This window comes from Salinispora sp. CH2A1_6 (assembly GCF_056820975.1).
The window spans coordinates 116,135-140,096 of sequence record NZ_JBXEDG010000001.1 but is presented as its reverse complement, the minus strand read 5'-3'; the positions used below and the strand labels follow the sequence as shown (position 1 = coordinate 140,096).

22 protein-coding genes are annotated in these 23,962 nt (G+C 70.2%); 10 read left to right on the top strand and 12 right to left on the bottom strand.

Annotation, left to right across the window (positions count from 1 at the left end):
• Positions 1 to 23 precede the first annotated feature (23 nt).
• The 6 genes from AC1UKG_RS00685 to clpB all read right to left on the bottom strand — a co-directional run bounded on the left by AC1UKG_RS00685 (position 24) and on the right by clpB (position 6,681).
• Entirely contained in the window at positions 24 to 449 is a 426-nt protein-coding gene (locus tag AC1UKG_RS00685) for a DUF4247 domain-containing protein (RefSeq protein ID WP_475890130.1), read from the bottom strand.
• Complete coding sequence (locus AC1UKG_RS00680) at positions 446 to 952, bottom strand: DUF2617 family protein (protein WP_482642793.1); 507 nt, start codon at positions 950 to 952, stop codon at positions 446 to 448. Before AC1UKG_RS00680 ends, AC1UKG_RS00685 begins: the two co-directional genes overlap by 4 nt.
• Complete coding sequence (locus tag AC1UKG_RS00675; RefSeq protein WP_482642794.1) at positions 953 to 1,579, bottom strand: DUF4178 domain-containing protein; 627 nt, start codon at positions 1,577 to 1,579, stop codon at positions 953 to 955.
• Between the two features lie 314 nt (positions 1,580 to 1,893).
• The gene (locus AC1UKG_RS00670) at positions 1,894 to 3,165 is read right to left on the bottom strand and encodes a hypothetical protein (protein ID WP_482642795.1); all 1,272 of its coding nucleotides are present in this window, start codon (positions 3,163 to 3,165) and stop codon (positions 1,894 to 1,896) included.
• A gap of 17 nt (positions 3,166 to 3,182) precedes the next feature.
• On the bottom strand, positions 3,183 to 3,644 hold the full coding sequence (locus AC1UKG_RS00665; protein WP_482642886.1) for a SigE family RNA polymerase sigma factor: 462 nt from the start codon (positions 3,642 to 3,644) through the stop codon (positions 3,183 to 3,185).
• A gap of 445 nt (positions 3,645 to 4,089) precedes the next feature.
• A complete protein-coding gene (gene clpB, locus AC1UKG_RS00660; protein ID WP_482642796.1) occupies positions 4,090 to 6,681 on the bottom strand; it encodes an ATP-dependent chaperone ClpB in 2,592 nt (863 codons plus the stop codon).
• A gap of 168 nt (positions 6,682 to 6,849) precedes the next feature.
• Between clpB and AC1UKG_RS00655 the strand changes: the two genes are divergently transcribed.
• From AC1UKG_RS00655 to AC1UKG_RS00645, 3 genes are all read left to right on the top strand, one after another.
• On the top strand, positions 6,850 to 7,350 hold the full coding sequence (locus tag AC1UKG_RS00655) for a cation:proton antiporter regulatory subunit (RefSeq protein WP_026271298.1): 501 nt from the start codon (positions 6,850 to 6,852) through the stop codon (positions 7,348 to 7,350).
• A 5-nt stretch (positions 7,351 to 7,355) separates the two neighbouring features.
• Positions 7,356 to 8,561 (top strand): cation:proton antiporter, encoded by a 1,206-nt coding sequence (locus AC1UKG_RS00650; RefSeq protein ID WP_018743625.1) that lies wholly within the window; start codon positions 7,356 to 7,358, stop codon positions 8,559 to 8,561.
• 166 nt (positions 8,562 to 8,727) lie between these two features.
• The gene (locus AC1UKG_RS00645; protein WP_018743624.1) at positions 8,728 to 9,159 is read left to right on the top strand and encodes a hypothetical protein; all 432 of its coding nucleotides are present in this window, start codon (positions 8,728 to 8,730) and stop codon (positions 9,157 to 9,159) included.
• 57 nt (positions 9,160 to 9,216) lie between these two features.
• On the opposite strand, the gene AC1UKG_RS00640 is transcribed toward AC1UKG_RS00645, so the two are convergent.
• The 5 genes from AC1UKG_RS00640 to dnaK form a co-directional block, all read right to left on the bottom strand.
• On the bottom strand, positions 9,217 to 9,411 hold the full coding sequence (locus AC1UKG_RS00640) for a hypothetical protein (protein ID WP_018743623.1): 195 nt from the start codon (positions 9,409 to 9,411) through the stop codon (positions 9,217 to 9,219).
• Positions 9,412 to 9,512: 101 nt separating this feature from the next.
• On the bottom strand, positions 9,513 to 9,953 hold the full coding sequence (locus AC1UKG_RS00635) for a heat shock protein transcriptional repressor HspR (protein ID WP_018723677.1): 441 nt from the start codon (positions 9,951 to 9,953) through the stop codon (positions 9,513 to 9,515).
• Between the two features lie 43 nt (positions 9,954 to 9,996).
• Complete coding sequence (gene dnaJ / locus AC1UKG_RS00630; RefSeq protein ID WP_018743622.1) at positions 9,997 to 11,169, bottom strand: molecular chaperone DnaJ; 1,173 nt, start codon at positions 11,167 to 11,169, stop codon at positions 9,997 to 9,999.
• A gap of 81 nt (positions 11,170 to 11,250) precedes the next feature.
• Positions 11,251 to 12,081, bottom strand: a complete 831-nt coding sequence (gene grpE, locus AC1UKG_RS00625; RefSeq protein ID WP_018743621.1) for a nucleotide exchange factor GrpE — start codon at positions 12,079 to 12,081, stop codon at positions 11,251 to 11,253.
• Between the two features lie 45 nt (positions 12,082 to 12,126).
• Positions 12,127 to 13,968 carry a molecular chaperone DnaK gene (gene dnaK / locus AC1UKG_RS00620; protein ID WP_018730869.1) on the bottom strand — a complete coding sequence of 614 codons (1,842 nt, stop codon included), beginning with the start codon at positions 13,966 to 13,968 and terminating at the stop codon, positions 12,127 to 12,129.
• 301 nt (positions 13,969 to 14,269) lie between these two features.
• On the opposite strand from dnaK, the gene AC1UKG_RS00615 reads away from it, so the two are divergent.
• From AC1UKG_RS00615 to AC1UKG_RS00585, 7 genes are all read left to right on the top strand, one after another.
• Entirely contained in the window at positions 14,270 to 15,496 is a 1,227-nt protein-coding gene (locus AC1UKG_RS00615; protein WP_018743620.1) for a hypothetical protein, read from the top strand.
• 59 nt (positions 15,497 to 15,555) lie between these two features.
• Positions 15,556 to 15,786 (top strand): hypothetical protein, encoded by a 231-nt coding sequence (locus tag AC1UKG_RS00610; protein WP_018813894.1) that lies wholly within the window; start codon positions 15,556 to 15,558, stop codon positions 15,784 to 15,786.
• A gap of 619 nt (positions 15,787 to 16,405) precedes the next feature.
• A complete protein-coding gene (pdhA, locus tag AC1UKG_RS00605; protein ID WP_018813895.1) occupies positions 16,406 to 17,581 on the top strand; it encodes a pyruvate dehydrogenase (acetyl-transferring) E1 component subunit alpha in 1,176 nt (391 codons plus the stop codon).
• Positions 17,581 to 18,570: an alpha-ketoacid dehydrogenase subunit beta gene (locus AC1UKG_RS00600; protein ID WP_018737908.1), complete on the top strand. Its 990-nt coding sequence runs from the start codon at positions 17,581 to 17,583 to the stop codon at positions 18,568 to 18,570. Before pdhA ends, AC1UKG_RS00600 begins: the two co-directional genes overlap by 1 nt.
• Positions 18,571 to 18,577: 7 nt before the next feature.
• Entirely contained in the window at positions 18,578 to 20,041 is a 1,464-nt protein-coding gene (locus tag AC1UKG_RS00595) for a dihydrolipoamide acetyltransferase family protein (protein WP_018743617.1), read from the top strand.
• A gap of 227 nt (positions 20,042 to 20,268) precedes the next feature.
• A complete protein-coding gene (locus tag AC1UKG_RS00590; protein ID WP_018221794.1) occupies positions 20,269 to 20,406 on the top strand; it encodes a hypothetical protein in 138 nt (45 codons plus the stop codon).
• A 365-nt stretch (positions 20,407 to 20,771) separates the two neighbouring features.
• On the top strand, positions 20,772 to 23,051 hold the full coding sequence (locus AC1UKG_RS00585; RefSeq protein ID WP_482642797.1) for an LppU/SCO3897 family protein: 2,280 nt from the start codon (positions 20,772 to 20,774) through the stop codon (positions 23,049 to 23,051).
• Positions 23,052 to 23,168: 117 nt separating this feature from the next.
• Here AC1UKG_RS00585 and AC1UKG_RS00580 read toward each other — a convergent pair whose 3' ends face one another.
• Positions 23,169 to 23,780, bottom strand: a complete 612-nt coding sequence (locus AC1UKG_RS00580) for a GNAT family N-acetyltransferase (RefSeq protein ID WP_018743615.1) — start codon at positions 23,778 to 23,780, stop codon at positions 23,169 to 23,171.
• Between the last annotated feature and the right edge of the window lie 182 nt (positions 23,781 to 23,962).

Sequence of the window (23,962 nt, the reverse complement as noted above, 5' to 3'; positions counted from 1 at the left end):
TTTTCGTTCGGTCGGTAGAGGTGCTACTTGCCACTGCCTGGGCCACCACCCCGGACGGTGTTGCCCCGACCCCAGCCCCAGTGACTTCCGACCACGGAGTGATAGCGCGGGTACGCGGTGGTAAGCCGTTCCAGGAGGATCAGTGAGCCCACGTCGACCGGCCGGATCACCACCGAGTCGTTGTCGTAGCGCAGGTAGACGCCGGTGCTGTCGATGTACTGGTCCGCCGGCTGCCAGGCGTCGGTGAGCTCCTGGGCCACCTGGCTCGGCTGCTTCGTCGAGCTGTAGGCCAGCGCCTCGCGGCCGAGGTCGTGTGCGGCGGCCCGCTGGTAGTGGTCCTCGACGAAGCCGCGCGGGGAGAAGCTGCCGTAGCTGATGGCGACGGTCACGACCAACACGCCGAGGAGAGCGAACGCCGTCCCCACGACAAACCAGCGCCGGTACGTCATCGGGGAGTCACCACAGTTTCGGTCAGGACCAGCTCTCTGGTCTGCGGGTACGCGTGCCAGGTGCGCCAGCCGAGGGCGCCGCCCGACCGGCCCGGACGCACCGCCAACGCGGTCACCGCGTCAACGTCGCCGGGGAAGACACCGACCAGGGAGTACGGGTCATCGGCCAGGTCGACGCGCAGCGCCGCCACCCGTTCCCGCAGGCCCTCGTCGCCGGGACGTAGCACGGTGGCGGTGAACCGGTAGCCGGTGGACTCGTCGTGGACCCGATCGGGCAGGTCGGGACGGCGGCCGGGCAGGCACGCCACCGTCTCGGTCAGCGCGGTGCCCGGGGCACGCAGCACCACCTGGTGCGAGGCGCCGAGCAGGCGCAGCCGCACCTGGACCGCACCGGGCAGGTCGACCTGGAGTACGTGCAGCGCGGGGCGCGGAGGATCGTCGAGCGCCAGGCTGAGGTCGGCAGCGCAGGTGTCGACGTAGGGGGCGACCAGGGTGACGAGCACTCAGGCCACCTCGTCCCGCGGATAGATCATCACCTCGGAGCGGTGCAGCCGCTCACCCCGGGCCACCTCCCAGCCCGCCTCGCCGTACGCCTCGAACGACAGCCGCTCCCCGCCGGAGGCCTCGTAGTCGTGGTAGCGCAGGGTGCCACTGGGGTCGAGCGTGGTGGCACCGACCGCGGTGTAGCGGGCCTGGCCGGACTCGTTCCAACGGTAACGGCGGCCGGCGAAGGCGATGATCGGTGCGCCCGGAGTGATCGTCGTGCCGGGTTCGGCCGCCCAGAGCACCAGTTCCAGCTCTGGCACCTCCTCAACGGAGAGCCAGCGCCGGATGCCGTCCGGGTCGTCGAGCAGGTGTTCCGTCCAGCTCCACGCACCTTCCACCAGCCGGACGGAGCCGCGTACCACGTACGTGACGCTGCCGGAGACCTCGACAAGGTCCCCGGGCTTGAGACGCCGCGGGTCGCCCCGAAGGGCATCCGCGTCGCGGTCGCGCAGCGGATCGCCTGCGACCGGCGCACCGAGTGGACGGCCGCTGGTTCGGCGCTGGACCCAGGCGGCGGCCACCACCACGGCCGCCACCGCCAGGGCGCCCATCGTCGCCAGCAGGTACGCCACCGACCCGTCCACCGACCACCTCCCCAGGTATGTCGATCGGAGACGATAACAACCCGGTGCACCCCGGCGGAGCTGACAAGCACCCGAACCCGCGCGAAGAAGGGGGCCTAACTTGATCTTTAACCTATGCGGGTGTGCCGGGGATTGGTCGACTCTTCTTGGCAGAGGTTGTCTCCCCGGTCGCGCTGCTGGTGACGATGTCGATGTCTGATCACCCGGGGCCGGCACCAGCGCGATGGTGGCCTCGCGGGGACGCAGCCGAGACGCTCTCAGACACCCGCCGGGCCCGCCCTGCTCGGGCGGGCCCGGCGCTTCTGAGGCAGCTGTCAGCTGACTCGTTGCCAGGTCTGGTTCGTGGCGTAGGGACGGTACGACCACACCTGCACTCCGCTTGTGGTCGTGACAGTCACCCGCACGGTGCTCCCATTGGCCTCCGCCTTCTCGATCCGGCTGACTCCGTTGGTGCCCGACCGGAGAACCTCCCAGCCGAGCGGGTACTCCCCGTCCTGCTGGAAGGACTGCAGGGTCTGCGACACCTCGCCGCTGGGAGACCGCAACGTCAGGATGGCGAACGTCGCTTCACCGTCGCTGGCGTCGGCGAAGGAGACGCCGTCGATCGTGATGGTGTAGCGGGTCGTGCCCTTGCCGTCAACGTTGTCCAGGTCGGCTTCGCCGACCCCGTTCACCATCGGCACGCAGTAGACCCGACCGGACCCGTCAGCATTCCCGCGCCCCATGAGGAGGCCGGTGTTGCGGAAGTCGATCTCGTGGAAGTTCTTCGATGGCGCCCGGAAGGTGGTCGGACCGCTCACCTGACGGAAGTCACCGTTGCGGAACGCGTATCCCCGCACCTGTCGGTCGCAGGCCGGCCACCCGTCGGTCTGGTACGGGCCGTAGACGGCGAGCCGAACGATGCCGTTGTCGACCGTGATGGCCTCGCGGGAGAATGTCGCGGCCACGTTGGGAGTGTCCGGCGAGTTGATGACGTACCCCAGCGGTGTCAGGGCACCGTCCGAGGCGACCTTCAGCGCCAGCAGCTGGGTGACGTTCACCGAGCCGTCGTGCTGGCATCGGATAGTGGTGAGTTGCTCGTCGCCCGGCACGCCGTCGAGGTCGGCCGCGATCGGAGCCACCTCCCCGATGACCAGCTTCACGCCGTCCGCGGGCTTGGACATACCGTTGACAAACGTCCTCGTCCCCTTTGCCTTGCACCCTTCTTCCAGGCCAGGGAACGCCGGAAGCTCGAGGGTTGCATTGCGCGGATCGGCCGCCGTCGGAGCCGACGACTCCGGAGCAGACGACGGCGAAGCCGACGACGGGGCGAGTGAGGGGGTCGGACTGGCCGGTACGACCGGGCTGCCGGATCCGATCAGATTCGGTGGTGAGTTGTTGCCCCGTGGGCTGGCGGCGTAGGCAGCGATCGGTGCGGCGATCAGCAACGCACCGACCACGCTGAGTGCGGTGAGGCGGACTCTCCGCCGGACCGCGACCGTGTGGCGCACTGCGGGGGTGCCCGGCGCCGGCAGGTAGGAGGAACGCTCCACGGCATCGAATTCGGCGAGCGCGTCGTTGAGGAGGTTGTCGAAGTTCTCAGACATGAGAGTTTCCTTTCCGGTCATCCCTGGAGGTGCTCAGCGAGGGCGGTCCTCCCGCGGCTGAGCCAGCTTTTTACGGTGCCCTCGGCGACGTCTTCCTGCGCCGCGATTTCCGCGACGGACAATTGGCCCAGGTAGTGCAGGACGACGGCCTTGCGAAGCTTCGGCGGTATCTTGGCTAGTGCCGCGACCAGCGCCACACGATCTGGTGACGGGCCGTCGTGATGTTCTTCGCGCTGACGGCGCAGGAACAGCGCGGACGTCTTCTGCCGCCGGAGCCTGCTGGTGGCGAGATTCCATGCGACCCGACGCACCCAGGAGTAGGGGTCGTCGTATTTCCTGATCCGGGCCCACCTCGTGTAGGCGCGGCAGAACGCCTCCTGGACCAGGTCCTGCGCCTCTGCTCGGTCACCCAGGTAGGCGTAAAGTTGCGACCGGAGGACATCGAACTTCGCCGCATAGAAAAATCGTCGAAATCGCATTGGTCGTCTATCGTCGACGCTCGAGGTGCGGGCGCGGCTGTGGTCATCACTGCCCTCACGTTTCCTTCCTCCCGTGGTGCCACCCTCGTGGGCGGACAGCACGAACACGTGCGGGAACTCCCGCCGGTTGCAGCGACTTTTCCGGTGTCGCCTGCGCCCCGGCGGCAGGGTGGCAGCTACGTACGCCGACGGCGTCATGAACAGGCCGGCCGACCCTAGCGAAGCGCAACCGCGGATTTCGGCACCTACGCGCCAACAGCCCCTGTCCCGCCAGTGCACCGAAACCCACCCGACCAGGACCCGGCCGCCCACCAGGACGACCCAACCGCCACCCCACCCGCCACCACGACGTCCACATCGTCACCAGCAGCGCGACCGGGAAGACCACCTCTGCCAGGAAGAAGTCGACCAATCCCCGGCCACGCCGCACAGGTTAAAGATCAAGTTAGGTGGCGGCCACGGTGAGGGCGTCCTTACCGTCCGCCAGGCCCACCCGGACGGTGTCACCGTCGCGGACTGCGCCGGCCAGCAGGGACTTCGCCAACTGGTCCCCGATGGCGGTCTGTACCAGGCGACGCAGGGGGCGGGCGCCGTAGACCGGGTCGTAGCCGTGCTCGGCGAGCCACTCCCGAGCCGGGTCGGTGATCTCCAGACCCAACCGACGGTCGGCGAGTCGGCGGCGCATCCGGTCCAGCTGGATGTCCACGATGGCCCGCAGCTGCTCGCCCTGGAGGGCGGCGAAGACCACGGTGTCGTCGAGGCGGTTGAGGAACTCCGGTTTGAAGTGCGACCGGACCACCGCCAGAACGCCCTCGCGGCGCTGTTCCTCGGCCACGGTGAGGTCACCCACCACCGACGAGCCGAGGTTGGAGGTGAGGATCAGGATGGCGTTGCGGAAGTCCACCGTGCGGCCCTGGCCGTCGGTGAGCCGGCCGTCGTCGAGCACCTGGAGGAGGAGATCGAAGACGTCCGGGTGGGCCTTCTCCACCTCGTCGAGCAGGATCACCGAGTACGGCCGGCGACGTACCGCCTCGGTGAGCTGGCCGCCCTCCTCGTACCCGACGTAGCCGGGTGGGGCACCGACGAGGCGGGCGACGGAGTGCTTCTCGCCGTACTCGCTCATGTCGATTCGCACCATCGCCCGCTCGTCGTCGAAGAGGAACCCCGCGAGCGCCTTGGCCAACTCGGTCTTGCCGACGCCGGTCGGGCCGAGGAAGAGGAAGCTGCCGGTCGGGCGGTCTGGGTCCGCGATGCCGGCGCGAGCTCGCCGGACCGCGTCGGCGACGGCGCCCACCGCGCGGGCCTGGCCGACCACCTGCTCGCCCAGCGACTCCTCCATCCGCAGCAGTTTGGCCGTCTCACCCTCGAGGAGCCGGCCGGCGGGGATGCCGGTCCAGGAGGCGACCACGGCGGCGATGTCGTCCGCGCCGACCTCCTCCTTGAGCATCGCGCCGTCCGCCTGGAGCCGGGTCAGCTCCTCCGCCGCCTGGGCCAGGTCGGCCTTGAGGGCCGGGATACGCCCGTACCGCAGCTCGGCGGCGCGCTCCAGCTCGCCGTCGCGCTCGGCGCGCTCGGCCTCCCCGCTGAGCCGCTCCAGGTCCTCTTTGGCCGTCGAGAGTCGGGTGATGTGCCGCTTCTCGGTCTGCCAGCGCTCAGAAAGGGCAGTGAGCTGCTCACGGTTGTCGGCCAGTTCCTTGCGCAGCCGCTCCAGCCGCTCGACGGAGGCGGCGTCCGCCTCCTTTGCCAGCGCCATCTCCTCGATCTCGAGCCGGCGTGCCGCCCGTTCGATCTCGTCCACCTCAACCGGCCGGGAATCGATCTCCATCCGGAGCCGGGATGCGGACTCGTCAACCAGGTCGATGGCCTTGTCCGGCAGGAACCGGTCGGTGATGTAACGGTCGGACAGGGTGGCGGCGGCGACCAGCGCACCGTCGGTTATCCGTACTCCGTGGTGCACCTCGTACCGCTCCTTGAGACCCCGCAGGATGCCGACGGTGTCGGGGATGGTCGGCTCACCGACCAGCACCGGCTGGAAGCGGCGTTCCAGGGCCGGGTCGGACTCGATGTGCGCGCGGTATTCATCCAGTGTGGTCGCTCCCACCATCCGCAGCTCACCACGGGCCAGCATGGGCTTGAGCATGTTGCCGGCATCCATCGAGCCCTCGCCCTTCCCGGCACCGACGACAGTGTGCAGTTCGTCCAGGAAGGTGATGACCTGGCCATCCGAATTCTTGATCTCCTCAAGGACGGATTTCAGTCGTTCCTCGAACTGACCCCGGTACGACGCACCGGCCACCATCGCGCCGAGGTCCAGGGAGACCAGCTTCTTGTCCCGGAGTGACTCGGGGACGTCACCGGCGACGATCCGCTGGGCCAGGCCCTCGACAATCGCGGTCTTGCCAACGCCCGGCTCGCCGATCAGAACCGGGTTGTTCTTCGTCCGCCGAGACAGCACCTGGATCACCCGGCGAATCTCGGTGTCCCGGCCAATCACCGGGTCGATCCGGCCGTCCCGGGCGCTGGTGGTCAGGTCAACGCCGTACTTCGCGAGGGCCTGGTAGGTCTGCTCCGGGTCGGCGCTGGTGACCCGGCGGTCCCCGCCCCGCACGGTCGGGAACGAGGCCACCAGGGCCTCTTCGGTGACCCCGGCGGTCCGGAGCGCCGCCGACACCGCACCGCCCACCCGGGCCAGGCCGGCGAGCAGATGTTCGGTCGAGGTGTACTCGTCGCCGAGCGGACGGGCGATCTGTTCGGCGGCACCGATGGCGTTGACGAACTCCCGGGCCAGGGTCGGCTCGGCGACGCTGGACCCACGCGCGACAGGTAGCGCGGCTACCGCGCGCTCGGCGGTGCGGCGCAGGTCATCGGGGTCGGCCCCGGTGGCGCGCAGCAGTCCGACCGCGGTTGACCCGGCGGTGTCCAGCAGGGACGACAGCAGATGCCATGGTTCTACCGTGGCGTGTCCGCGCTGACCGGCGAGAGTGACGGCGCCGGTGATGGTCTCGCGGCTCTTCGTGGTGAGACGTTCGCTGTTCATGGGCTCCCCCGGGGTCGGCGTGTCCACTGATACGGACACTGCCAAAGTTGAGCCCATTCCGCTCAACTTTATCCGTGTGAAGTAGCTCACCCATTCCGGTAACCCACCGGCGCCGGCCCGCATCCTGCTCGATCATCTGCACCCGCCGCGCGCGGTAGCCTTGACCACGTGCGAGTACGTGTCGAACAGACTGCCCTTCCGGGGATCGGTGTCCGCCACGATCTGATGACGGAGTCCGGACGGCGACTCGGGGTGGTTTCCCACCGCAACGGCCGGCGAGATCTCGTTCTCTACGACCCGGATGATCCCGACGCCTGCCAGGCCGACATTCCGCTGACCGACGACGAGGCCGAGGCGCTCGCCGACATCCTCGGCGCGTCACTGCTGCTCGGCCAGCTCTCCGGGCTGCGGGAGCAGGCGGCTGGGCTGCTGACCGAGCAGGTCGCCATCCCCGCGGCCTCGTCGTACGTGGGCCGCAAACTCGGCGACACGAAGGCGCGCACCCGTACCGGCGCCTCGATCGTGGCGGTGCTCCGCCAGGGCGAGGTGATCGTCTCCCCAGAACCCTCATTCCGCTTCGCGGCCGGTGATGTCGTAGTTGTGGTCGGGACTCGACAGGGTCTCGACGGGGTGACTGCCATCCTCGCCGACGGCGACCCGGACGGCTGAGGCGGATGCACGACACCACCACACTGCTCATCGAAGTCGGCGCCCTGCTGTTCCTGCTCGGGCTCCTCGGCCGGCTCAGCCGACGGATCGGGCTCTCCCCCATCCCCCTCTACCTGCTCGCCGGTCTCCTCTTCGGGCACGGCGGAGTCTTCGGGTTCAAAGCCAGCGAGGAGTTCTTCGCGATCGGCGCCGAGATCGGCGTGATCCTCCTGCTGGTCATGCTTGGCCTGGAATACTCCGCCAGCGAGCTGGTCGGCAACCTCCGCGCCGCGGCACCGGCCGGGCTGATTGACGGGCTGCTCAACGCGCTGCCCGGCGCCGCCTTCGCACTGCTGCTCGGCTGGGACTGGGTGGCGGCGATCGTGCTCGCCGGAATCACCTGGATCTCGTCCTCCGGTGTGGTCGCAAAGGTCCTCAGTGACCTGGGCCGGCTCGGCAACCGGGAGACCCCGGTGGTGTTGTCGGTGCTGGTCATCGAAGACCTGGCGATGGCCTTCTACCTACCCCTGCTCACCGCCGTCCTGGCCGGGGCCGGGCTGGTCGCCGGCGGCGCCGCGCTCGCCGTCGCGGTCGCCACGGTGCTGATCGTGCTGGTGGTGGCGATCCGGTACGGCCGGACCATCTCGAACGTCATGTCGGCCCGCGATCCGGAGGCGCTGCTCCTGGGCGTGCTCGGCCTGACCCTGCTGGTCGCCGGGGTGGCCGCGAAGCTCCAGGTCTCGGCCGCGGTCGGGGCATTCCTGGTCGGCATCGCGATCTCCGGACCAGTCGCACACCATGCCACCGAACTCCTGACGCCGCTGCGGGACCTGTTCGCCGCGGTGTTCTTCCTCTTCTTCGGGCTGGTCACCGATCCGCGCGACATCCCACCGGTGCTGCTGCCGGCGCTCGCGCTGGCGGTGGTGACGATGGGCACGAAGACGCTCACCGGCTACCTCGCCGCCCGGCGGGCCGGCATCGCTGAGCCAGGTCGCTGGCGCACCGGGCTCACCCTGGTACCGCGCGGAGAGTTCTCCATCGTCATCGCCGGGCTGGCGGTGGCGGCCGGAAGTGTCGATCCGCAACTGGCCGCGCTCGCCACGGCGTACGTATTGATCACCGTGGTCGTCGGGCCGACGCTCGCCCGGGTGCCCGACCTCGACTGGTTCAAGAGCTGGCTCCGGCAACGTGCCGCCAAGCAGCAGGCCCGACCGGTGCCCGTCCGGGACTGATCCGCCCGCTTCGGTGGCCTGCCCGGCGCGGGCCACCGCGGGCCGGATGGCGAGCGAATCCGCCCGGCGAGGACTACCGCCGCTGGCGTACCTCCGTTACCGTTGCCGCCCAACAGCGGAAAGGGGTACACGGCCGTCGCCCAGGTCGAGAGCGGAGGGTTGGCCGGTGAGTGGGCAGGATCCGACGTTGCGCGGCTTCACGAACCCGGTTGACCCGTCACCGGCGGAGCTCCGGGCCTGGGCCTACCAGCCCGACTCGGTGCCGCTGACCTCCATGCCGCAGGACTGGGACCTCCTGGTCGCCGGCAACGGACTGGTAGCGACCCTCTTCGACCTGGCAATGGATCCGGCCTGCCCGGCCCGCCGCTTCGCGCTGCACTGCCTCTACATCTATGCCGCAGACGGGATCCGAACGAGGTTTCGGGCCCATCCGAAGCGGCGTTTCTGGAAGCTGGTGCAGCGGGCCGAACGGGAGGGGGACGACCTGATGCGGACCTGGGCGCAGAACAGCCGGATCCTGCTGGCCCAGCCGGAGATCTTCGTCTACCGCGACTGGTGCGAGGGGGGACTGGTCCGGGAGAACCGCCGCCTCCCCTGACTGGGTGGGCCGGGACCCCCCGTGGGTCCCGGCCCGTCCATCGGCCGACCGGCTCGGTCAGCGGCCCTGATGCTGGTTCGCGGGGCGCACCTGGTCGGTGCCGGAGTCATCCGGATCCGCGAACCGTCCTTCCCTGATCTGGTCGCTGAACCTTCCCTCAGTGAGCTCGTCGAACCGCTTTCGGACCGCCTCGGCCACCTGCTCGAGGCTGTCCTCCGCCTGCTGGGCGAGACTCTTGGCTGATTCCGCCATGCCCCCTACCAGTGGAGTCCGATTTGGGTGATTTGTTACTAATCCCGAGAGTAGCTGACCCGGCCATCCCCGCAGGGCCGAACCCCGAATCTGTCGTGGGCTCACCGCTCCGGGTTCCGGCGGGGACGCCAGACCACCAACGCGGTGGAGGTGCGGCTGGCGGGCACCAGGTCACTGCCGGGGAAACGGGCCACCGCCTCCAACTCGGCGATCCGGCGGTACGCGGCCTCCAGCTCCACCTCCAGCCGAGCCACCCGCTGCTGCGCCTGCTCCAGCAGCCGCTCCAACCCGATGATCCGCTTCACTCCGGCCAGGTTGATGCCGTCGTCCTGACTGAGCCGCTGCACCTCACGGAGCAGCACCACATCCCGGACGCTGTACCGACGGCCGCCCCCGGCGGCACGGCCGGGCTGCACCAGACCGAGCCGATCGTACTGGCGCAGTGTCTGTGGATGCATGCCCGCCATCCGGGCAGCCACCGAGATCATCAGTACCTTGGCCTCGTAGGCAGGGTCATCCGCACCGACGAAGTTGTCCGCCATCCCCGCTCACCTCCGCGTGCACTCCACCGAGCCCACCGCCCGGTCAGCTCCCCCGACGCACCCGCGCGTCGAGATGTTCCCGAGCAGCCGGCGGGGTCTGGGCAACGAACGTCTCCAACGCCGCCCGGGCCTCCTCCGACAGCTTCGCTGGTACCACCACCTCAAGGGTGACCAACAGATCACCGGCCCGTCCATCGGTACGGACCACCCCCTTGCCCCGAGCCCGGAGGACACGTCCACTCGGCGTACCCGGGGGCACCCGAAGCGTGACCGCGCCGTCGAAGGTGGGTACCCGTAGATCGGCGCCGAGTACCGCCTCCGCGAACGTGATCGGCACCGTCAGCGTCAGGTCCTCACCGGCTCGTCCGAACAGCTCGTCCGGGCTGACCTTGACCTGGATGAACAGGTCACCGGCGGGCCCGCCCCGCGCCCCGGGCTCGCCCCGCCCAGCCAGCCGAATCCGCTGACCATCGGCTACCCCGGCCGGGAACCGAACGTTCAGGGTCCGGTTCTTGGTGACGCCACCGGTGCCCTGACACTCCGGGCACTTCTCGTCTACCACCGTGCCGACGCCCTGGCAGTCGGAGCAGGGCTCGGAGAAGCTGAACGACCCCTGATTGCGGGTGGTCACGCCGGCGCCGCGACAGGTCGGACAGGCACGCGGCTGCGTACCCGGCTTCGCCCCGTCGCCGCGACAGGTGTCACACACGCCGGGCGTCCGCAACGTCAACGGCAGGGTCAGCCCGCGAATAGCGTCGTCAAAGTCGAGCGCGACCTCGGTCTCCACGTCCCGCCCCCGCGCCGGTCCACGCGCTGCGGCCCCACCCCCGCCCGGAAAGATCGAACCGAACAGGTCCTGAAACCCAGCCCCGCTGAACCGCCGGCCACCACCGGCCGCGCCACCGAACAGGTCGCCGACATCGAACGGCGCCCCGCCAGGCTGGCCCGCTCCACGGGCGTTACGCCGAAACGCGCCCGAACCGAACAGCGAACGCATCTCGTCGTACTCACGGCGCTTCGCGTCGTCGCCGAGCACCGTGTACGCCTCGGAGGCCTCCTTGAACCGCTCCTCGGCCGACGCGTCGCCCGGATTGCGATCCGGGTGCGACTCGCGCGCCAGCTTCCGGTACGCCTTCTTGATCTCATCCGCGGAGGCGGCCTTGCCCACTCCAAGGGCGGCGTAGTAGTCCTTCTCGATCCAGTCCTTGGAACTCACCGGTCCGCCCCCTTCCTTCGAGTGATCGTCCCGCCCGCCCGACAGGGGTGGGCGGGACAATCATGCCGTCGTGTCACCCGTTTACTCCGGGTCGGCGACTCCGACCAACGCCGGCCGCAGCAGCCGCTCCCCCACCAGGTAGCCCTGCCGCATGACCTGTACGCAGGTCGGCTCCGTGACCTCGGCCGAGGTCTGGTGTGTCACCGCCTCGTGCTGGGTCGGGTCGAACGGGTCACCCTCGGCACCGAACGGGGTCAGCCCGAACTTGCCGAGCGCGGTGGTGAGCTGCTCCGCCACCGATCCGAACGGTCCCACCAGGTCGCCGTGCTCGCGAGCCCGGTCCAGGTCGTCGAGGATCGGCAGGAGGGCGGCGAGCACCGAGCCGGTGGCCTGCTCGGTGACGAGCGTCCGGTCTCGGTCAACCCGCTTGCGGTAGTTGGCGTACTCCGCGGTCACGCGCTGGAGGTCCCGAGTCCGCTCATCCAGATCGGCCCGCAACGCCTCCAACTCCGCGCCGAGTGAGGTCGCCGTGGCGGCGTCAACCGGCTCGGCCGGCGCGTCCACCACCGGTGGGCTGGCCGACGCCCCCTCGGTGGTCTCGGCCTGGATCTCGTCAACCACGACATCCGCCTCCTCGACCAGCCCTGCTGCCGGGACATCCGACCCGGCGTCGGCGGCGGCCGCGGCGTCGGCCGCGTCCGAGGCGGTGCTCACCTCATCCGAACCGGTGCCGGCCGCGCCCGAGGCGGATTCCGCGTCCACCGCATCCGAGCCGGAGCCCGCGGCATCGCTGATCTTGCGGTTGTCCCGGATCACGACCCGCGGCTCCGCACCGGCCTCGCCGGCGGAGGCGGAGCCACCCGGCACCGACCCGGTGGCGTCCGGGTCGGTGGCTCGTGGCTTGTCCGTCATTGCGGCTACCTCATCCCTGTACGTGGAGTCCGTGTCCGAGAACAGTCACTTCTTGCCCTTGTCCTCATCCACGATCTCCGCGTCGACCACGTCGTCCGGGCCACCGGCCTGAGCGCCCGGCTGGTCGCCGGCCGCACCGGCCTGCTCACCCTGCTGCTGGGTGTAGAGCTGGGAGCCGGCCTGCTGGGAGACCTGGGCCAACTGCGCGTGCGCAGACTTGATCTTCTCGATGTCCTGACCGCCGAGGGCGCTACGCAGCTCGCCGAGCGCCTCGTTGATCTGGTCCCGGGACTCGGTGGGCAGCTTGTCGCCACTCTCGGCGAGGAACTTCTCGGTCTGCCACTGCAGCGCCTCGGCCACGTTGCGGGTCTCCGCCTCCTCACGCCGCTGCTTGTCCTCCTCGGCGTGCTCCTCGGCGTCCCGACGCATCCGCTCGATGTCCTCCTTCGGCAGCGAGGAGCCAGCGGTGACCGTCATCTTCTGTTCCTTGCCGGTGCCGGTGTCCTTCGCGTGGACGTTCACGATGCCGTTGGCGTCGATGTCGAAGGTGACCTCGATCTGCGGCATGCCGCGCGGTGCCGGCGGCAGGCCGGTCAGCTCGAAGGTGCCGAGCTTCTTGTTGTAGGCGGCGATCTCCCGCTCGCCCTGGAAGACCTGGATCAGCACGGACGGCTGGTTGTCGTCGGCCGTGGTGAAGACCTCGGAGCGCTTGGTCGGGATGGTGGTGTTGCGCTCGATCAGCTTGGTGAAGATGCCCCCCTTGGTCTCGATGCCGAGACTCAGCGGGGTCACATCGAGCAGCAGGACGTCCTTGACCTCACCCTTGAGCACACCAGCCTGCAGGGCGGCACCGACGGCGACGACCTCGTCCGGGTTCACGCCCTTGTTCGGGTCCCGGCCGGTGAGCTGCTTGACCAGCTCGGTCACGGCCGGCATCCGGGTCGAGCCGCCGACCAGGATGACGTGTTCGACGTCGGCGACCTTGATCCCGGCGTCCTTGACGGCCTGCTCGAACGGACCCTTGCAGCGGTCCAGCAGGTCCTGCGTCATCCGCTGGAACTCGGCGCGGGTGATCGTCACGTCGAGGTGCAGCGGGCCGGCGGCACCAGCGGTGATGTACGGCAGGTTGATGTTGCTGGTGGCGGCGGCGGACAGCTCGATCTTGGCCTTCTCCGCCGCCTCCTTGAGGCGCTGCATCGCCATCTTGTCCTGGGCCAGGTCGATGCCGTGCTCACCGTTGAAGGTCTTGACCAGGTGGTCGATGATCCGCTGGTCCCAGTCGTCCCCGCCGAGGAGGTTGTCACCGCTGGTCGACTTGACCTCGATGACGCCCTCGGCCAGCTCCAGCAGCGACACGTCGAAGGTGCCGCCACCGAGGTCGAAGACCAGGACGGTCTGCTCCTTGGAGCCCTTGTCCAGCCCGTACGCCAGGGCGGCCGCGGTCGGCTCGTTGACGATCCGCAGCACGTTGAAGCCGGCGATCTCACCGGCCTCCTTGGTGGCCTGCCGCTGGCCGTCGTTGAAGTAGGCCGGAACGGTGATCACCGCGTCGGTGATCTGCTCGCCCAGGTACGCCTCGGCGTCCCGCTTGAGCTTCATCAGCGTACGGGCCGAGATCTCCTGCGGCGTGTACTTCTTGTCGTCGATGTCGACGAACCAGTCGGTGCCGATCTCCCGCTTGACCGACCGAATCGTCCGGTCCGGGTTGGTCACCGCCTGCCGCTTGGCGACCTCACCGACGAGCACCTCGCCGTTTCGGGCGAAGGCGACGATCGACGGGGTCGTCCGCGAGCCCTCGGCGTTGGCGATCACGGTGGGCTCACCGCCCTCCAGGACGCTGACGCAGGAGTTCGTCGTGCCGAGGTCGATGCCGACCGCACGTGCCATCTTCGCTTCCTCGCTTCGTTGGATTTGAGCCGTGGACGGGCGCCGCCGGAGCGCGTCCCAGACAAGTTGAGTGGACTGGGCTCAATACTGCCATGTCGCCGACGATCGTCAAGTCGGGGTTGAGCGTATCCGACGCAAGTCACCCTTCGTCGCCGCACAGTCGCCCCGGTTCCGCCCCCTCGACGGCCGCCGCACGGGTGGTTGCGGCGTCTTGCCGGGCGAGCTGAACACCCCATCGGAGGGGGTGGAACGCCGCCGCTTCCGGTGCCGCCGTGGGCGGACAGCAGCGTAGGGTCGGTGGATGGGAACTGCGCAGACCCCCTATGACGCGGTGCTTCACGCGGCCCGAGACGTGGCCCAGCTCGACAACGCACTGGACGCCGAGCGGCTCGGCGCGGCGCTCCTGGGAAGCGTCTATGCGATCGCCGAGGCCCGCCGAGACGACGCCGTCCGCGCTTTCGTCAGCGACTTCCTCGCCGCCACCTCCCGCCGCCGGGCGGCGGCGGCCACCACCATCCGCTCGGTCTTCGCCGCGTTGGTGCCGGACGCGGCCGGGGCCGACCGGGTCCGGCCGGGCGCGGCAGCCCCCGCCTGGTCCGGGCAGCTCGGCCGGGTCCACCTCACCGGCTGCTGGGCGTACGGGGATGTCTTCGGCGACCAGACCTCCTACCTGGCGACCTTCGCCTACGACGATCCGGCGGGCGGACCGGAACACGCCCTGGTGGCACTCGTGGACCACAACATCGGCATCACCAAGGACATCTTCGTCGGTGGCCCGCCGTCCCGGGTCCTCGACCAGATCCGTCAGATGTGCGCCGAGGACGAGCTGACCTGGTTCCGGGACGAGGCACCCGCCGCCATGCAGACCGAGGTGAGCCGGCACCTGGCCATCACCGACGAGCTCAGCGAGCTGCCCGGAGAAGGGTCCCTCGCCACCGACCGTGCCCTGGTCGGGGCCCGGCTCGCATTGCTGCCGACCAGCCGGGGAGCAGCGACGCAGCAGCGGACGGTGGAGCCGCTCACCACGGCGGAGCGGACGGACCTGATCCGGCGGTTCCTCGCCGCGCCGGAGGCCGCCCGGTTCGGGCTGGACTCGCTCGACGACGAGCAGCTGGCCTCCCTGCACTTCTGCCTCGGGCTGCTGCTGGATCACACCGCCACCTTCACCGACCCCGACCCGCTGCGGTGGAGCCCGACGGTCGCCGGGCTGTTCCTGCTGGACTGGGTGCACCGGCGGGCCGTCCTGGACATGGACGACGCGGCGCTGCTACCCCGGGTGCTGCGAGGTTGGGCGGCGTATGCGGGCCGTAAGCGGGGGCTGTCGGCATCGGCGACGGCCCGAACCAACGCCGCTATTGATGAGATGGTGCCGGAATTCGCCCGCCTCTACAGCACCGGCGAGCGGCGCAGCCCGGCGACCGCGGCGGTCGCCCAGCTCCTCGCGGACGGCGTCGACCCGGATGACCCGGCCGCACTGGACGCGTGGATCGAGGCGAACCGGCACCATCTCACCGACGAAGGGTCCTGAACGCACCACGCTGCGCACTGGCGAAAGGCCGGGAACGCACCGCCCCGGTAGCCGGGTCCATGCCGGCGCGGGGTTCGACACGCACGGGGGAGGGCGTAGGGGAAGGAGAGGGCACCGGGGCGGGAGGCGACGCGGGGGAGGGCGATGGGGGTGACGGCGAGCTCGCTGGCGCGGACGACGACGGCGATGACTGGTCCGCCGACGGGGGCAGGACGCCCGAGCCGGCACCGGCCGCGGCGAGCAGCGGCAGGGAGGCGGTCCCGGCGAGCAGCGCTACCGTGAACAGGTAGCCGCGGGAGGAACCCGCGCCACTGGGGGCACGGTGCGCGCCGACAACCCGTCGATAGCCGCTAACCGAGCGGTGCCGGCCGGCACCGGGAGGACCCGCCGCGTCACCTGACTCGGGCACCCCATCCTCCTCGTCGTCCTCAGCCGACGGGGGTGACCCAACCGGGCAGCCGCGGCACCAGCAGTACCCTCACCCTGACTCAGTAACACCAGGTACACCAACCAGCACAGCGTGTCGACACGCTAATGGGATGGAAGTGTCACGAACCTCCTCGGTTCGGCGTTGCGCCACCGCCACTGACACTTCGGAATGCAGATAACGAAGCGGGCACCCGGCAGGACGTGGACGGGCCGGACTGTGGGCGTGCTCACGTGTGATGCGAGTATGGACCACGACGGCAACGCAGCCGGAACCTCCGCGCACCCCGCGGGCGGTACGGCTGGACGCCGGCGCTCCCGAACCGGATCCACTCCCCTGGATCCGGCTCACGCCGCGCGGCAACCCTCACCGGGGCTAGGCGTGGCCGCCAGGATCTTGTCCGGCAGCAGCCGGGCAGGCGCACGAGTTGCGCGTCGCCGGGTTACCCCCGGCGCCGACGCAGACACGACAGGGAGAGACGGATGGCAAAAGGCGACCCCGGGGTCAGCACCCGCGGCCGGCGGGCCGTACCCCGATCCAGGAAGGGCGCGACCGGCGACCCCGAGCTGGTGCAGCTACTCACCCCCGAAGGTGAGCGCATCGAGAGTGTGACCGGGCCGGACGGCACCGAGTACCGGGTCGACTTCACCGACGAGGAGTACCGCGGCCTCTATCGGGACCTGGTGCTGGTGCGGAAGCTGGACGCCGAGGCGACCGCCCTCCAGCGGCAGGGCGAGCTGGGCCTCTGGGCGAGCCTGCTCGGCCAGGAGGCGGCCCAGGTCGGTTCCGGCCGGGCGCTGCGTACGCAGGACATGGCCTTCCCGACCTACCGGGAACATGGCGTCCTCTACTGCCGGGGCATCGACCCGATCATGCCGCTGGGCCTGTTCCGCGGAGTCGACCAGGGCGGCTGGGACCCGAACGAGTTCAAGTTCAACATGTACACGATCGTGATCGGGGCGCAGACCCTGCACGCAACCGGATACGCCATGGGCGTCACCATGGACGGCAAGACCGGCACCGACGAGGGCGAGGCGGTGATCGCCTACTTCGGCGACGGCGCCACCAGCCAGGGCGATGTCAACGAGTCGTTCGTCTGGGCCAGCGTCTTCAACGCGCCGATGGTCTTCTTCTGCCAGAACAACCAGTACGCCATCTCGGAGCCGCTGGAGCGCCAGACGCGCATCCCGCTCTACCGGCGGGCCGCCGGCTTCGGCTTCCCCGGCATCCGGGTGGACGGCAACGACGTCCTGGCCAGCTACGCGGTGACCCGGCACGCGCTGGACAACGCGCGGCACGGGCAGGGTCCGAGCCTGATCGAGGCGTACACCTATCGGATGGGGGCGCACACCACCTCCGACGACCCCACCCGGTACCGGATCGCCAGCGAGGTCGAGGCCTGGCAGGCGAAGGATCCGATCGCCCGGATGAAGTCCTTCCTGGTAAAGCAGAAGATCGCCGACGACGGCTTCTTCGCCGAGGTGGACGAGCAGGCCAAGCGCGAGTCGGTGCACCTACGCGAGCGGGTGCTGGAGATGCCGAACCCGGAGCCAAGCAGCATGTTCGACCACGTCTACCCCAACGGATCGCCCCTGGTTGACCAGCAGCGGGCGCAGTTCACGCAGTACCTGGAGTCGTTCGAGGGGAGCGCGCACTGATGGCTACGGAGACCCTCACCCTCGGCAAGGCCCTCAACGCCGGCATGCGCAAGGCCCTGGAGAACGACCCGAAGGTCGTGATCATGGGCGAGGACGTCGGCAAGCTCGGCGGCGTGTTCCGGATCACCGACGGGCTGCAGAAGGACTTCGGTGACCAGCGGGTGATCGACACCCCGCTCGCCGAGTCGGGCATCATCGGCACCGCGGTCGGCCTCGCCATCCGGGGCTACCGACCGGTCTGCGAGATCCAGTTCGACGGCTTCGTCTACCCGGCGTACGACCAGATCGTGTCGCAGGTCGCGAAGATGCACTACCGCTCCCGCGGCAAGCTGAAGATCCCGATGGTGATCCGCATTCCGTTCGGTGGCGGCATCGGGGCGGTGGAGCACCACTCCGAGTCGCCGGAGGCGTACTTCTCCCACACCCCCGGGCTCAAGGTCGCCACCTGCGCCAACCCGCAGGACGCGTACGTGATGATCCAGCAGGCCATCGCGTCGGACGACCCGATCGTCTTCCTGGAGCCCAAGCGTCGCTACTGGGAGAAGGGCCCAGTCGAGGTCGACCAGCCGCTCCCGGAGGCCTACCCGCTTCAGGCCGCCCGGATCGCGCGGCCCGGCACCGACGCGACCCTGATCGCATACGGGCCGATGGTGCGCACCTGCCTGGACGCGGCGACCGCCGCCGCCGAGGACGGCCGTGAGCTGGAGGTCATCGACCTGCGCACGCTCGCCCCGCTGGACCTGGGCCAGGTGTACGAGTCGGTGCGCCGCACCGGTCGGGCCATCGTGGTGCACGAGGCGCCGTCGAACATCGGCCTCGGAGCCGAGGTCGCGGCCCGGATCACCGAGGAGTGCTTCTACTCCCTGGAGTCTCCGGTGCTGCGGGTGACCGGCTACGACATCCCCTACCCGGCCTCCCGGGTGGAGGAGGAGTACCTGCCCGACCTCGACCGGGTGCTCGACGCCGTCGACCGCACCTTTGGCTGGTGAGCGAGAGATGTCGCGAGTCAAGGAATTCAACCTGCCCGACCTGGGTGAGGGCCTGACCGAGGGAGAGATCCTCAGCTGGCTGGTCAAGGTGGGCGACACCATTGAGCTGAACCAGCCCATCGTCGAGGTGGAGACCGCCAAGGCGGCGGTCGAGATCCCGGCGAAGTGGGCCGGCCGGGTGCAGTCGATCTTCCACGCGGAGGGCGCGACCGTCGAGGTCGGAACACCGATCATCGCGATCGACACCGACCCGAATGCCGGCCCGCTGGAGACGCCGGAGCCGACCGGCGGTGCCGCGAAGGGCTCGTCGGCGGGGGAGGTCGCCAAGGGCACGGCCGAGTCCGGCCAGAACGACGATGCCGAGTCCGGTAAGCGCACTCCCGTGCTGGTGGGTTACGGCCCGCGCACCACCGCCGCGAAGCGCCGCCCCCGCAAGGGTGTCGCTCCGGCCGCGCCGGCCAAGCCGACGTCCGTACCGGCACAACCGGCTCCCGTACCGGCCCAGCCGGCTCCCCCCGCGCCGGTGGCCAGCGGGCCGAGTACCGCCGAGAACGGGCACAGCGGTCCGGCCGGTGGCGCTCGGGCGCTGGCCAAGCCCCCGGTACGCAAGCTCGCGAAGGACCTCGGGGTCGACCTGACCACCCTGACCGGGTCGGGTCCGCTCGGCTCGATCAGCCGGGAGGACGTACGGCAGGCGGCGAGCGGCACCCCGGCGACGGCGGAACCGCTGGCGACGGCACTGGTCAGTGGCACGGCGGCGAACGTCGGAGCGCACCGCGAACAGCGGATCCCGGTCAAGGGGGTCCGGAAGCTGACCGCGGAGAACATGTCCCGCTCGGCGTTCACCGCGCCGCACGTGACGGAGTTCCTGACCGTCGACATGACCCGTGCGATGAAGGCCCTGGACCGGCTCCGCCAGCGGCGGGAGTGGCGGGATGTCCGGGTCTCCCCGCTGCTACTGGTCGCCAAGGCCGTGCTGTTGGCCGTCCGGCGGCACCCGATGGTGAACTCAACCTGGGCGGGCGAGGAGATCGTCGTCAAGGACTACGTCAACCTTGGCATCGCGGCGGCGACCGAGCGCGGCCTCATCGTGCCGAACGTGAAGGACGCGGGGCGGCTCACCCTACGGGAACTGGCGGACTCGCTGACCGATCTCGTTCAGACCGCCAAGGCCGGAAAGACCTCACCGGCGGACATGTCCGGCGGCACGTTGACCATCACCAACGTAGGGGTCTTCGGCGTGGACACCGGTACCCCGATTCTGCCGCCGGGTGAGTCGGCGATCCTGGCCTTCGGCGCGGTCCGCAAGATGCCGTGGGTACACAAGGGCAAGGTCCGGCCCCGCCAGGTCACCACGCTGGGGCTCTCGTTCGACCATCGGATCATCGACGGGGAACTCGGGTCGCGCTTCCTGCGGGACATCGGCGACTTCCTCGCCGATCCCGAGGCGGCGCTGCTCGCCTGGACCTGACCGGTAGCGATCGGCTGATCCACTGACGGCCGGTGTGCCGGGGCTGACGCCCCGGCACACCGGCCGTCGCCTTTGGCGAGACACCTTCGGTCAGATAGCCAACTCGCTTTAGATCATTCGGCTGGTGTCCCAGCTCACCTAAGAATCGTTGGCGATCTCGGCCTCGGTTGCGCTTCAATTGGTGTCAGCAGGGGCTACCGACAACCGAATAGCCAGGAGTGAGACCCATGAGCATGATCGATCGATTCCGCAACCGTCGCGACGCCAGCCGCCGCGCCCGTGCCATCGAGCGCGCGCTGCGTTCCGCCAATTCGCCCGCGGTCCGCGACGAGATCCTCACCATCGCGCAGCGTCAGATGTACTGACCTGCCCACGACTTTTCTCGCCTCCTCGCCGAAGGCCCGTCCGGCTCCGCCGGACGGGCCTTCGGCGTTCCGCGGCGCACACCCGTCAACCGGCCCGTACCGGCTGACACACCGGGATTTCGCCATCACCCGCCGCCCGGTACGGTGGTGTCCGGTCGTCGCCCGCCGATGTGACAGGGGCGGTTCCGGATCGAACCCAATCGAAACCGCCCGACAACACGGAGTAGTGGCCCGGTCCTCCCGAAACCTCCCTTCAGGAGGACCGGATACGGTGCGGAGGGCGGCCGGGGCGCGCGGTCCGGCGACGCCGGTTGGCGTGCCGCGCACCGGTGTCCGCGGCCGAAGCTGATGGAGGAGGCGCACGCATGACGTCCGAAGGCACGCACCACCCCGGCCAACAGCCGGAAGAGGCGTCGCCGGGCGCTGGCGGACCGACGCCATACGGCGACCGGCCGGCGAGGCAGGACAGCGGGTACGCCGCCGGGCAGCCGGATCTGGGCTGGGCACCTCCGCCCCCCGCGCACCCGACCCCGGCTGGGCCCGCCTGGGCAACGGACGCACCGCCCCCGGCGCCGGCGTGGGGCACCGCTCAGCCGCCGGCGCCGAACCCGGCACCCACTTCGGCGCAGTGGGCCCCGGACGCGGGAGTACCACAGCAGCCTGAGCCAGGGCGCGGCGGCCCACCCGAACCGGCCTGGGCACAGCAGCCACCCGCGGCCGCCGAACCAGCCTGGGCACAGCAGCCACCCCCGGTCGTCCGGGCCACCGCGCAGGTGCCCCCGCCGGCACCCAGCCAACCCACGCCGGAGGCCCCGCCGAGCGGCCGGCCGGAGCCCACACCCGAGTGGAACGCTGGGGCCAGCCAACCAGGTCCGGCCCAGTCGGGCGGCTGGGCACCGGAGGCAGCCGCCTGGGCACCCGGGAGTCCCGCTGTCGCCACGAGCAACGAGGGCGGTTGGCCCGCCGGGGACCCGTCCGCCCACGCCGGCCTGGCCACGCCCGGCGAGCGTCCCGCGCAGCCCTGGGTGCCGGCACCACGCGGCGCGGGCGATGGGCTGAACATGCCCAGCGTCGAACCGTGGGCGCCGGAGGAGGCCTGGGGTAACGCCGAACGTTCGGCGGCTGCCGGCCAGGAGTCGGCGGGCGCCGGAGCGCCTCCGGCCTACCAGCCGACGCCGGGCCCCGGCATCTCTCCCGCCAATGCAGTCCCGCTCCCACCGCAGGAGCAGCGGGTGCCCGGTGCCAGCCTGGCGGCCAGCGCACCGGCCGACTTCGCCGCACCACCACCGCCAGCCGCTGTTCCACCGCCGGCTGACTTCGCCGCGCCACCACCGGGTGCCCCGGAGGCCGCTCGCCCCGACCTCGGATACGAGGCAGCACAGCACGGTTGGCCCCCGGCGACCGGGCCGGGTGAGCCGCCCGCGCCCCCAGTGGTGCCCGCGCCGCGCACCTCCCCGGAGCTCGCCGAACAGCCCGCCCCCCCGCCGGCAGTGTCCGGCGGTGTCTCGGCCAGCGCCGCTGTGCCGCTGGCCAGCCGGGTGACGCCTCCGGTCGACCAGGCCCAGGTTCCTCCCACGCCAGCACCGCAGCCACGCGTGTATGGCCGCCCGGCACCGTCCGAGCCGGCGGAGCCCGAGGGCTACCAGGCCGACCCACAACGTTTCGATCTGGCGGGTCCGCCGGTGCACGGCCACGACGCCGGGTTCGGCGCCGACCGTGGCTTCGGCCCGGACTACGGACCTGGCCCGGAGAGCGGCTTGCGCCCGGACGGCGGCTTCGGTGCGGAGAGCGACTTCGGTCGCGGCAGTGAGGATCGGCCCGCCGATCCCCCCGGCTACGCGCCCGTCGTACCGGCTCCCGCGGCGCCCTTCCCGCCGAGCATTCCCGCCTTCGCCGACGCCCCGGCCAGCGAACGACCGGTCAATGGCACCAAGCCGCATCCCGACGAGGAGCGCCCCAACGACCGCTTCGGCGAGCCGGTGACCGGTACTGCCAACGTCAACGGCACCACCGCTTTCCCACCGCAACCCGAGTCGGCGTTCCCACCGCCGGCCCAGCCCTCGGCCCCGGCCTGGGATCAGGCGCCGCCCCCCAGGGCAGCCTGGGGCCAGGCGGCACCCCCCACCGAGGCCTGGGACCAGGCACAACCGCCGACCCCGGCGTGGGAGCAGGCCCAGCCGCCAGCACAGCCCTCCACCCAGGCCTGGGAGCAGGCACCGTCCCCGGCCCAGCCCTGGGGCCAGAACGGACCGGCCAATCCGGACCCGGACCAGAACCGCTTCGACGCGTTCCAGCCGATCGCCGAGCCAGCGGCCGACACGCCCGTCCCGAAAGTCCGTAACGGCCGGGTGCTGGCCGCGGTCCTCATCGCCGCGGTGCTGATCCTGACCATACCGCTGGGCCTGCTCATGCTGCTCGGCAAGATCGGCGGGAACGATTCGGCGCAGAGCTTCGACCCCGCGGTCGGAAGCTGCGTCAAGCAATCGGGTGAAACGGCCGTGGCGGTGGACTGCGGTGACGCCGAGGCGCACACAGTGGTGTCAAAGGTGAACACCAATGAGGAGTGCACCGACCCGACCCAGGCACACGTGAAGCTCACCGGCTCCGGCGACAACCGAGTGCTCTGCCTCGAAAAGGCCAACTGACCAGCCCGACCCGATGGTGGGGCCACAGTCGACCTGTGGCCCCACCATCGGTCGTTTCGGCAGGGAGGCAGCGACACTTCCACGCCAGCCAGCGGTGCTGCCATTGAAGCGGCGTTGCTAACCGCTGAGCTTGGGATACCCGCGATGCGCCGACCAGTCTTCGGCGAGGAGCGCCATGAGGTGAGCGTCGACCCAGTCGCCCTGCCAGTGCAGTGCCTGACGCTTCGTACCTTCGCGAACGAAGCCGACCTGCTCGTAGACATGCTGGGCCCGCGGGTTGCAGGCGAAGACCTCCAGCGTCACCCGGTGCACGCCGACAGCCCCAAAGGCATGAGACAGAACCAGGCGGGTGGCCTCGGTGCCGTAGCCACGGCCAAAGACCCGAGGGCCCACCAGCGCGATCCGGAACGAGCAGGACCGATTGTCGGCATCCAACTCGTTTAGGACCACCTCACCCACGTAGCTGTTGGTGCGTTGTTCGACGATCGCCAGATCCAACCGGTTGTCGTGCCCGGCGCGAGAGGAGTACCACTGCTCGGCGCGTTCCAACTCCGCTCCGGACGACGCCTGGCCATGTGTTCCGGTCAGCCGCCGAACCTCGGGATCGTTCAGCATCTCGACAAGCCCCGCGGCGTCGTCAGCGGCGACCGGACGTAACAGCACCCGCTCTCCGACCAAGGTTGGCTTGACAGCGAACGAGGGGATGAGAGACGCCATGGCCACGATCATGTCGCGACATACGGCCGCGCCGCCAATAGCTTGTCCTCCAACACGGAGGCACCGCGATGAAGTCCCGGCACTGCCCGTGAGCATGTAGTCCGGCGCGCGAAAAGGGGGATTATCCAGGCCGAAGGGGCGCGCCGGCGCAACGACGAACGCGCCCGCCCCAGGTCGGGACGGACGCGTTCGGA